This window comes from Methylibium sp. T29 (assembly GCF_000576205.1).
Lineage (GTDB): Bacteria > Pseudomonadota > Gammaproteobacteria > Burkholderiales > Burkholderiaceae_C > Methylibium > Methylibium petroleiphilum.
Genome location: NZ_AZND01000120.1, coordinates 1 through 10,749 on the forward strand (window position 1 = coordinate 1; position 10,749 = coordinate 10,749).

General features: G+C 70.4%; 9 protein-coding genes and 1 pseudogene. 7 read left to right on the top strand and 3 right to left on the bottom strand.

What is annotated here, in order from left to right:
* Positions 1-727, top strand: a 727-nt coding sequence (gene queA / locus x551_RS13940) for a tRNA preQ1(34) S-adenosylmethionine ribosyltransferase-isomerase QueA (RefSeq protein WP_036249051.1), incomplete at its 5' end; no start/stop codon positions are given.
* 221 nt (positions 728-948) lie between these two features.
* Positions 949-1,278, top strand: a complete 330-nt coding sequence (locus tag x551_RS13945; RefSeq protein ID WP_049820844.1) for a c-type cytochrome — start codon at positions 949-951, stop codon at positions 1,276-1,278.
* 16 nt (positions 1,279-1,294) lie between these two features.
* Here the strand turns inward: x551_RS13945 and x551_RS23580 are convergent, their stop codons facing one another.
* Positions 1,295-2,002, bottom strand: a complete 708-nt coding sequence (locus x551_RS23580) for a potassium channel family protein (RefSeq protein WP_051495822.1) — start codon at positions 2,000-2,002, stop codon at positions 1,295-1,297.
* Between the two features lie 44 nt (positions 2,003-2,046).
* Here x551_RS23580 and tgt point away from each other — a divergent pair, with 44 nt between their 5' ends.
* Entirely contained in the window at positions 2,047-3,174 is a 1,128-nt protein-coding gene (tgt, locus tag x551_RS13955) for a tRNA guanosine(34) transglycosylase Tgt (RefSeq protein ID WP_011831306.1), read from the top strand.
* A gap of 10 nt (positions 3,175-3,184) precedes the next feature.
* Here tgt and x551_RS13960 read toward each other — a convergent pair.
* A pseudogene (locus tag x551_RS13960) lies at positions 3,185-5,082 on the bottom strand (MFS transporter).
* Positions 5,083-5,158: 76 nt separating this feature from the next.
* Positions 5,159-7,345 carry a TonB-dependent siderophore receptor gene (locus tag x551_RS13965; RefSeq protein WP_036249055.1) on the bottom strand — a complete coding sequence of 729 codons (2,187 nt, stop codon included), beginning with the start codon at positions 7,343-7,345 and terminating at the stop codon, positions 5,159-5,161.
* 235 nt (positions 7,346-7,580) lie between these two features.
* Here x551_RS13965 and x551_RS13970 point away from each other — a divergent pair, with 235 nt between their 5' ends.
* The 4 genes from x551_RS13970 to x551_RS13985 all read left to right on the top strand — a co-directional run.
* Positions 7,581-8,210 carry a PepSY-associated TM helix domain-containing protein gene (locus x551_RS13970; RefSeq protein WP_036234139.1) on the top strand — a complete coding sequence of 210 codons (630 nt, stop codon included), beginning with the start codon at positions 7,581-7,583 and terminating at the stop codon, positions 8,208-8,210.
* Positions 8,211-8,226: 16 nt separating this feature from the next.
* On the top strand, positions 8,227-8,742 hold the full coding sequence (locus x551_RS13975; RefSeq protein WP_036234142.1) for a DUF2271 domain-containing protein: 516 nt from the start codon (positions 8,227-8,229) through the stop codon (positions 8,740-8,742).
* Between the two features lie 38 nt (positions 8,743-8,780).
* Positions 8,781-9,596, top strand: a complete 816-nt coding sequence (locus x551_RS13980; RefSeq protein ID WP_011831301.1) for a DUF4198 domain-containing protein — start codon at positions 8,781-8,783, stop codon at positions 9,594-9,596.
* A 31-nt stretch (positions 9,597-9,627) separates the two neighbouring features.
* A partial coding sequence (locus x551_RS13985) for an FAD:protein FMN transferase (RefSeq protein WP_253950378.1) occupies positions 9,628-10,749 on the top strand: 1,122 nt, incomplete at its 3' end.

Below are 10,749 nucleotides of genomic sequence, written 5' to 3' on the forward strand. Positions count from 1 at the left end.
GCACTTCGCCGGCCGCGACGGCGGCAGCACCGCCTTCGATGCCGAGGTGCTGGGGCGCTGCGGGCCCGACGGCTCGCTGTTCCACCTGCGCCTGCCCGGCGACCCGTTCGCGCTGCTCGAACGCCACGGCCACGTGCCGCTGCCGCCCTACATCGAGCACGGCGACGATGCCGACGACGAGCGCCGCTACCAGACCGTGTTCGCGCGTGCGCCCGGCGCCGTGGCCGCGCCGACGGCGGCCCTGCATTTCGATGCCGAGGTGCTGGCGGCGCTGGAGGCGCAGGGGGTCGCACGTGCGAGCGTGACGCTGCACGTCGGCGCCGGCACCTTCCAGCCGGTGCGCGTGGAGCAGCTGGCCGAGCACCGCATGCACAGCGAGTGGTTCGAGCTGCCGGGGGCCACCGTCGACGCGATCGCGCGCACCCGCGCGGCCGGTGGGCGGGTGGTCGCGGTCGGCACCACCACGCTGCGGGCGCTGGAGTCGGCCGCGCTCGGCGGCGAACTGCAGGCCGGCGCGCGCGAGACCGACATCTTCATCACCCCGGGCTTCACGTTCCGCGTGGTCGACCGGCTGCTGACCAACTTCCACCTGCCGCGCAGCACGCTGATGATGCTGGTCAGCGCCTTCGCCGGCCACGAGCGCATCCGCACGCTCTACACGCATGCGATCCGCGAGCGCTACCGCTTCTTCAGCTACGGCGACGCCATGCTGTTGCAGCGGCGCTAGCAAAGCGTCGCGTGCGCGCCGCATCGTTTGCTCCACGGCGCTCCATCGTGGAGTGACTCCGCGATGGCTTGACGTGGCGCAAGGCGCAGCGCGTGCCAGTCCCTAAGGTGGCGTCGACGACCCGTCGATTCCCACCACGAAGGACCCTTGCCGTGAAGCCCGTTGCCGTTCGTTCTTTCTCTCCGGCCCTTTGCGCCCTGTGGCTCGCTGCCGCGCAGGCGATGGCCGCTCCCGATGACGCCGCGATGCTGAAGCTGGCCACCGGCAGCGGCTGCATGACCTGCCACCATGTCGAACCCGGTGCGAAGGGCCCCGACGGCCTGCCGCCGATCGGTCCGGCGTGGCGCGATGTCGCGGTCAAGTACAAGGGCCAGTCCGGGGCCGAGAAGCAGCTCACCGCCACGGTACTGGCGGGCTCCAACCCCTACGACAGCCACTGGAAGGGCAAGGTCAGCGGCCTGGCGATGCCTCCCAATCGCGTCGCGATCAGCGAGCCCGACGCGCGCCGGCTGGTGCAGTGGATCCTGAGCCGCGACGCGAACAGGCCCTAGGCATCGCCTCTCGGGCTCAGTGCGAAGGCTGCTGGTTCTGGTGCGCGAACAGCGACACCAGCCAGCCCAGCAGCGCCACCGGATAGAGCACGCCGATCAGCACCTGCAGGATGGCCAGCGAGCGCGCCGCGGCGTGCACCGGCGTGATGTCGCCATAGCCCAGCGAGGTGAGCGTGACGAAGGAGAAGTAGTTGAGCCGCGCCACCAGCGCGGCATAGTCCACCGGCTGGCCGAACATGAAGTAGGCGCCGTCGCCGGCGTAGATGGCCACCAGCCGGTGCGCCTGCGCGAACGCCAGGCCGATCAGCAGGAAGGCGGCGATCGCGCCCAGCACGCGGTGCACGTTGATGCGGCCGGCGGCCAGCGTGTAGGCCAGCGTCAGCCAGCCCAGCACCACCAGGTTGACCATCGCGAACAGTGCGTCGGCGCCGCGCAGCTCGCTGTCGGGCAGCCACAGGTTGGCGACACGGATCACCAGGCTGCCGAAGGCGGTGGCGACGAACCAGCGGCCCGCGAGCGTGTGGTCGGACAGCATCCACACGCCGAGCGCCAGCATCGCCAGGAAGCCGGCGTCGGCCAGGTGCCGGTTGAGCCAGCCCACCTCGACCAGCGGTGGCAGCAGCACCACCTCGGCGAGCAGCAGCAGCGTCAGCACGCTGAGACTGCGGTCGGTGACGGCCTGGCGGGTCAGGCGGCGGAACACGCGTTGAACGATCGGCAGCATGCGCGCGAGCTTAGCCGGCGCGCGGGCCGCTGCGACAATCCGGCATGCTCCGCTTCGATCTGCTGCACACCGAAGGCCATGCGCGCCGTGGCCGCCTCACGCTCAACCACGGCGTGGTCGAGACACCGATCTTCATGCCGGTCGGCACGTACGGCACCGTCAAGGGCGTGATGCCGGCCTCGCTGGAGGCGATGGGCGCGCAGATCATCCTCGGCAACACCTTCCACCTGTGGCTGCGCCCCGGGCTCGACGTGCTGCGCCAGTTCGGCGGCCTGCACCGCTTCGAGAACTGGCAGCGCCCCATCCTCACCGACAGCGGCGGCTTCCAGGTCTGGTCGCTCGGTGCGATGCGCAAGATCAGCGAGGAGGGCGTGAAGTTCGCGTCACCGGTCAACGGTGACAAGCTGTTCCTCACGCCCGAGACCAGCATGCAGATCCAGACGGTGCTGAACTCCGACATCGTGATGCAGTTCGACGAGTGCACGCCCTACGAGACCTCGGGCCACCTGACGACCGAGCAGGAAGCACGTGCGTCGATGGAGCTGAGCCTGCGCTGGGCGGCGCGCTGCAAGACCGAGTTCGCGCGGCTCGAGAACCCCAACGCGCTGTTCGGCATCGTGCAGGGCGGCATGTTCGAGCCGCTGCGCCAGGCCTCGCTCGACGCGCTGGTGGCGATGGACTTTCCCGGCTACGCGATCGGCGGCGTCAGCGTCGGCGAACCGAAGGACGAGATGCTGCGCATCATGGCGCACACGCCGCACCGCCTGCCGGCCCACAAGCCGCGCTACCTGATGGGCGTGGGCACGCCGGAAGACCTGGTCGAGGGCGTGACCCAGGGCGTCGACCTGTTCGACTGCGTGATGCCCACGCGCAACGCCCGCAACGGCCACCTGTTCACCCGCCACGGCGACCTGCGGCTGCGCAACGCGCGCTACAAGACCGACGAGCGGCCCATCGACGAGAGCTGCACCTGCACCGCCTGCAACGGCTTCAGCCGCGCCTACCTGCACCATCTCGACCGCTGCGGCGAGATGCTCGGGCCGATGCTCACCAGCATCCACAACCTGCATTACTTCCTGAACCTGATGCGCGAGGTGCGCGAGGCACTCGACGCCGGGCGCTTCGAGGCGTTCCGCGCGCAGTTCCGGGCGGACCGGGCACGGGGCGTCTGAGGGCGGCGCTTCAGGCCGCCAGCATCGCCGCCACGCGTTCGCGCAGGCGCTCCGGCGTGACCTCGACGGCGGCCAGCGGCGCCGCGGCGCTCAGGCCCACGCGGCTCCACAGTCCGCGCCGGAACGGTTGCGTCATCGCGGCACCGCTCGCACGCGAGAAGAACGACCCCCACAGGTCGTGCAGCGCCAGCGGGACCACCGGCACCGGGTGGGTTTCCAGGATCTTCATCACGCCGCCCTTGAAGGGCTGCAGGGCGCCGTCGCGGGTGATCGCGCCTTCCGGAAAGATGCACAGCAGCTCACCGTCGTCCAGCACCTTGCGGGCCTCGGCGAAGGCGCGCTCGTAGGTGGCTGGATCGTCCTTCTGCGGGGCGATCGGGATCGCCTTGGCGAGCCGGAACAGCCAGCCCAGCACCGGCGTCGCGAAGATGCGGTGGTCCATGATGAAGCGGATCGGCCGCGGGCTCGCGGCCATCAGCAGGATCGGGTCGACGAAGCTCACGTGGTTGCACACCAGCACCGCAGCGCCGGTGGTGGGGATGTGCTCGTCGCCGTGCACGCGGAAGCGGTAGACCAGGCGCGTCGCGATCAGGGCGATGAAGCGCAGCAGGTATTCCGGCACCAGCAGGAAGATGTAGGCAGCCACCACCGCGTTCAGCAGCCCCGTCACCAGGAAGATCTGCGGGATCGTCAGGCCCGCCTTCAGCAGCGCGCCGGCCATCACGGCGCTGACGATCATGAACAGCGCGTTGAGGATGTTGTTGGCCGCGATGATGCGGGCGCGGTGCGAGGCCGGCGAGCGCAGCTGGATCAGCGCGTACATCGGCACGCTGTACAGGCCGGCGAACAGCGCGAGCAGCGCCAGGTCGGCCATCACGCGCCAGTGCCCGGGTTGGCGCACGAACTCGCCCAGCCCGGCGATGCCGCTGCCCGGCGCATGGCCGCGCGTCGCGAAGTAGAGGTCGATCGCGAACACGCTCATGCCGATCGCCCCGAACGGCACCAGGCCGATCTCCACGTGGCGCCGGCTCAGCATCTCGCACAGCAGCGAGCCGATGCCGATGCCCACCGAGAACACCACCAGCAGCAGCGAGGCCACCTGCTCGTCGCCGCCCAGCACCTCCTTCGCGAAGGCCGGGAACATCGACAGGAACACCGCGCCGAAGAACCACATCCACGAGATGCCGAGCAGCGAACGGAACACCACCAGGTTGCCGTGCGCGAGCTTCAGGTTGCGCCAGGTCTCGCTGACCGGGTTCCAGTTGATCACCAGCGCCGGGTCGGTGGGCGGCGAGGCCGGCACGAGCTGCGCGGTGGCGCGGCCGAGCAGCGCCACGCCCAGGCAGGCGAAGGCCACGTAGTGCCGGCCCACGTCGGGCACCGCCACCAGCAGGCCGCCGGCCACCTGGCCGAGCAGGATGGCGACGAAGGTGCCCATCTCGACCATGCCGTTGCCGCCGGTCAGTTCGCGCTCGCCCAGGTGCTGCGGCAGGTAGGAGAACTTGACCGGGCCGAACAGCGTGGAATGCAGCCCCATCAGGAACACGCAGGCCAGCAGCAGTGGCACGTGGGCAGTCCAGAAGCCGAAGCCGGCGAGCAGCATGATCGCGATCTCCAGCGTCTTCACGAAGCGGATCACGCGTGTCTTGTCGAACTTGTCGGCCAGCTGGCCCGAGGTGGCCGAGAACAGCAGGAAGGGCAGGATGAACAGCGCGCCGATCGCCAGCCCGGCCAGCGCGGGGGCAGCCACGCCACCTGCAGCTGGTAGGTGACCAGCACGGTGAAGGCGAACTTGAACAGGTTGTCGTTGCCGGCGCCGAGGAACTGGGTCCAGAAGAAGGGCGCGAAACGCCGTTGCGTCAGCAGCGCGAACTGGTTGGGCGGGTGCGGGGGGGCGGCGTCGCTCAAGCGGGCTCCGGGTCGGGCGGTGGCGAGGCGCAGCTTAACGGCTGCCGCGCGCCACCGCCCGATCCTCGGCTCGGCGTCACCAGCGGTAGGCCAGCGACACGACGGCGCGCCGCTGCGTGCCGAACCAGCAGTCGCCGCGCTCCAGGCAGGTGGCGATGTAGGTCTTGTCGGTCAGGTTGTTGACGTTCAGTGACAGCGTCCACGGTCCCGTGTCGTAGCTGACCAGCAGGTCCAGCAGCGTGACGGACGGAACGCGGTTGTTGCCCGACCCATCCCAGGACGGACCGGCATAGCGCACGCCGCCGCCGGCCCGCAGCCCGGGCAGGCCCGCGGCGCCGAAGCGATGCACCGCCCACAGCGAGGCGGCGTGCTTCGGGATGCTGCTGAGCTGCTCGCCGCGGTTCACGTCGATCGCGCCGGTGAGCCGGGCGCGGGTGTAGGAATAGTTGGCCAGCAGCTGCCAGGCGGCGAAGGTCGCGGTCGCGTCGAGTTCGAGGCCGTCGACGGTGGACTCACCGACCTGGATCGAGTAGTTCACGTCGGCCGGGTCGTTGGCGAGCCGGTTGCTCTCCTTCAGCCGGAACACCGCCGCCGACGCGCTCACCGGCGCATCGGCCGGCATCCACTTGACGCCGGTTTCCAGCTGCCGGCCCCGCGAGGGCTCGAACGGCCGGCCGCCGCGCGCCGGGCTGGTCGTGCCGGCCACCGGCTGGAAGGACTCCGAGTAGCCGGCGTAGGGCGACCAGCCGCCGTCGGCCAGGTAGACGATGCCCAGGTTCTTCGAGTTCGCCGAGTCCTTGGCGGCATCGGTCTTCGCCTTGTCGTGGCGCAGGCCGGCGGTGAGCACCCAGCGTTCGTCGAACTTGACCTGGTCCTGGATCAGCAGGCCGACGTTGCGCACGCGCGAGTCGCTGACGAAGCTTTGCGCAGGGTCGAGCGCCGGCAAGGGGGAGGTGCCGTAGACCGGATCGAAGGGATCCAGCGGCGTCATCAGGAAGCTGCCACGGTCGATGTGCAGCATGCGGTGCGACATGTAGTCGACGCCGGTCAGCAGCGTGTGCGTGGTGCGCCCGAACGCGAGCTTGCCCTGCAGCAGCAGGTCGGCGTTGTTGATGCGCGAGCGGTCGTCGGCCACGTAGCCGTAGCGGTTCAGGTAGGTGTTGTTGGTGGGGTCGACGGTGTCCACCTGGCCGTCCGCGCCGACGTACTGGCTCCAGTCGGCGTAGGCGGTGGCGAGATGGCCGGTCACGTTGTCGCGCCGCAGGTGATGGCGCAGCGTCCACTGCGCGTTCAGCTGCTGCTCGAGCTCCCAGCCGAAGCGCTTGCGCGTGCCGCCGTAGGTGTCCCAGTCGGGTTCGCCGACGAACACCTCGGGGTCGATGAGGCGGCCGTTCGGCGCCTTGTTGAGCGTACCTGCGATCGGAAAGAAGCCGTTCTGGTTGAGGCTCCTGTCCTTCTGGTATTCGCCGTAGACCGTCAGCGAGGTGCCGGCCAGCGGTTGCCAGCGGAGCGAGGGCGCGAACAGCGTGCGCTCCTGGTCGGCGTACTTGACCTGGCTGCCGCTGTCCTTGCGCAAGGCGATCACGCGGTAGGCGAGGCGGCCGTCGTCGACGAGCGCGCCGCCCAGGTCGGCCGCGACCTGCTTGTGGTCGTCGTTGCCGAGTTGCACCTGCACTTCCCGCTGTGCCTCGGCGGACGGCCGCTTGGACACCAGGTTCACCACGCCGCCCGGCCCGTTCTGGCCGGCCATCACCGAGGCCGGCCCGCGCAGCACCTCGATGCGCTCGAAGGCATAGGGCTCGTTGCGCACGCTGCCCCAGTAGCCGGTGATCGGCAGGCGCAGCCCATCGAGCAGCGTGGAGCCCTCGCTGCCGCCGCGCATCGCGTAGTAGTCGCCGCGGTTGTCGAGGCCGTACATCTCGGCGCGCACGCCGGGCGTGTAGCGCAGCACCTCCTGGATCGTCAGCGAGTTCTGATCTCGCACCTGCTCGGCGCCGATCACCGAGATCGACTGCGGCACTTCGTTGAGCGGCGTGTCGGTCTTGGTCGCCGTGGCGCTGCGCCGGGCGGTGTAGCCCGGCACCGGGCCGGTCGCCGTCTCGGCCTGGGAGGTGGCCTTCACTTCGGGCAGCGTGCTGGCGGCCTCGTCGGACGGCGTGGCCGCCGGCGGCGCAACGGGGGGCGGGGTCTGCTGGGCGAGAGCCCACGGTGCACAGGTCAGCAAGGCGCAGGCGAGGGCGCCCACGCGGGGAGTGGCAAGCATCGGATCGTTCCTTTGGTCGTGTCGAACACACAGAACCGCTGGCGACGGGCTTGCGGTGGCTCCTCGATCATCTCCGCGACGCGCGATCCCCGCCGGCTGCCCGGCGGAGGAGGATCTTTACGTTGCGTGATTGATAGTGATTCGCATTTAGTAGCTTACACTAAGCCGCAACTTTTGAGGAGGGCGCGTTGCAGTCCGCGAGGCTGCGTGCCCGGGCGCGAAGAGACGCGAAGGCATGCGCAAGACCGACCACCCGCAACGGGCCTACTGGCTGAAGACGCTGCACCAATGGCACTGGATCAGCTCGGCGGTCTGCCTGCTGGGCATGCTGCTGTTCAGCGTCACCGGCATCACGCTCAACCACGCCGCGCAGATCGAGAGCCGGCCGGCCGTGACCGCCCGCGAACTGCAGCTGCCGCCGGAGCTGAAGGCCCTGGTGACGCCGGATGTGTTGCCGTCGTCGCCGCGCGCGCCCTTGCCCGCGCGCCTGGCCGACTGGATCCAGACGCAGATCGCGGTCGACGTGCTGGGCCGCGACGCCGAGTGGTCCGACGAGGAGCTCTACATCTCGCTGCCGCGCCCCGGCGGCGATGCCTGGCTGCGCATCGACCGCGAGAGCGGCGCGGCGGAGTACGAGCGCACCGACCGCGGCTGGATCTCCTACCTCAACGACCTGCACAAGGGGCGCCACACCGGGGTGGCGTGGTCGTGGTTCATCGACCTGTTCGCGGTCGCCTGTCTGGTGTTCTGTCTGACCGGCCTGTTCATCCTGAAGCTGCACGCGGCCAACCGGCCGACCACCTGGCCGATCGTGGGCCTGGGACTGGTGATCCCGCTGCTGCTCACCCTGCTGTCCATCCACTGAAGAAGAAAGCCCTGCCATGCACGTGCGTTACTCCATCGCGCTGAGCGCCGCGGCGCTCGGTGTCCCGGCTCTGGCGGCCGACCTGGCGGTCGGTGTCGAGGTGCCCCGGTTGACCGTCGCCGAATACCACCGCCCCTATGTCGCGATGTGGGTCGAGCGCGCCGACCAGGGCGTCGCTGCCAACCTCGCGGTCTGGTACGCCACCGCCAAGAAGGACGGCGAGGGCGCGAAGTGGCTGAAGGACATGCGCCAGTGGTGGCGCCGCAGCGGCCGCGAACTGCAGGTGCCGGCCGACGGCCTGACCAGCGCCACACGTCCGGTGGGCAAGCACAAGCTCAGCTTCAACGACAGCGCCAAGCCGCTCGGCAAGCTGGCGCCCGGCGACTACAAGCTGGTGGTCGAGGCGGCCCGCGAGTCCGGCGGTCGCGAGCTGCTGAGCATCCCCTTCCAGTGGCCGCCCGCCAAGGCGCAGCAGCTGAGTGCCCAGGGCAGCAGCGAGCTCGGCGAAGTCACGCTCGAGCTCAAGCCCTGAACCGCCATCGGCCCCCTCACCCCGTCCAGGAGATCCCCATGTCCCGTTCCCGTTTCGCGCTCGTCGTCACGACGGCGCTCGCCTTCGGTCTGTCGGTGCCGCTGGCGCGCGCCCACAGCAGCTTCCTGGTGCCCTCGTCGACCGTGCTGTCCAAGCCTCAATGGGTCACGATCGACGGGGCCTCCGGCAACGACATCTTCTACTTCAACCACGCGCCGCTGCGGCTCGACGGGCTGGCGGTCACCGCGCCGGACGGCAGCGCCGTGGCGCCCGAGAACGTGGTGGTCGGCAAGCTGCGCAGCGTGTTCGACCTGAACCTCACGCAGGCCGGCACCTACCGCGTGGCCAACGGCTTCAGCGGCGTGACGGCGCGCTACAAGGACGCGGCCACCGGCCAGAACAAGGGCTTCCGCGGTACGGCCGAGAACTTCGCCAAGGAGGTCCCGGCCGATGCGCCCGAACTGACGGTCAACGAAGGCATCAGCCGCCTCGAGACCTTCATCACCGTCGGCAAACCCAGCGCGATCCAGCCGACCGGCAAGGGCCTGGAGTTCGTGCCCGTCACGCACCCCAACGACCTGTTCACCGGCGAGGCGGCGACCTTCGGTTTCCTGCTCGACGGCCAGCCGGCCGCGGACCTCGAGGTCGAGATCGTCTTCGGCGGCACCCGCTACCGCGACAAGATCGGCGAGATGACGCTGAAGACCGATGCGAAGGGCCAGGTCAAGGTCAACTGGCCGCAGCCCGGGCTCTACCGCCTGGAGGTCAGCACCAGGGACGGCAAGACCACGCTGAAGCAGGCCAAGGAGCGCCGGCTGGTCTACGCCGCGGTGCTGGAAGTGCTGCCGCAATGACGGGCCGACCGCCCCCGAGCGCCGCGGCCGCATGACGACACGCCTGTCCTTCGCCGACCTGCCCCTGCCGGGCTACCGCCACGACGGCGGGGTCGCGCCGCGCCTGCTGGCCGCCGCCGTGCAGGAGCTGGGCGGGCCGACGATGGGCACCCGCTGGAGCGTGAAGTACTGGCATGCGCCGGCCACGCCCGGCCCGGCCCGCCGCGAGGTCCGCGAGGCGATCGAGATCGCGCTGGACCTGGTGGTGCGCCAGATGAGCACCTGGGAGGACGACTCCGACCTGAGCCGCTACAACCGCGCCGCGCCGGGCCGCTGGCAGAAACTGCCCGAGCCCCTCTTCAGCGTGCTGCAGCACGCGCTCGAACTGGCGCGCGCCACCGGTGGGGCCTACGACCCGACCGTCGGCCCCGCGGTCAACCTCTGGGGCTTCGGCCCCGACCCGGCGCGCCGCGATGCGCCGACGGAAGGCGATCTGGAGATGGCGCGCCGCCGCATCGGCTGGCAGCGCGTGCAGCTCGACGTCGAGCAGCGCCGTGCACGCCAGGATGGCGGCACCTACGTCGACCTGTCGTCGATCGCCAAGGGCTATGCGGTCGACGCCGTCGCGCGTGCGCTGCAGCGGCTGGGTTGCGGCAACGCGCTCGTCGAGGTCGGCGGCGAGCTGCTCGGCATGGGCCGCCGGCCCGATGGGCAGCCGTGGCGGGTGGCGGTCCGGCTGCCCGGGCTGGAACAGGGCGATGCCGGTCCGGTGCTCGCACTCAAGGGGCTGGCGGTCGCGACCTCCGGCGACGACTTCCGCTGCTTCGAGACCGACGACGGCGAGCGCCATTCCCACACCATCGACCCGCGCACCGGCCGGCCGGTGCGGCACGCGCTGGCGTCGGTGACGGTCGTGCACGCGCAATGCATGCAGGCCGACGCGCTGGCCACGGCGCTGACGGTGCTCGGGCCCGATGAGGCTGGACCTACGCCGAGCGGGAGCGGCTGGCCGTGCTGTTCATCCGCCGTGCTGCGGACGGCGGCCACGAGGCCCGCCCGACGGCCGGGTTCGAAGCACTGCTGGCATGACGCCGCTGTCCGACGACGCGCTGCGGGCGCTCGCCGCGGGCGGGACCGTGCTGTCCTATGTGGCGCTGTGCGCCGGCACCTGGCG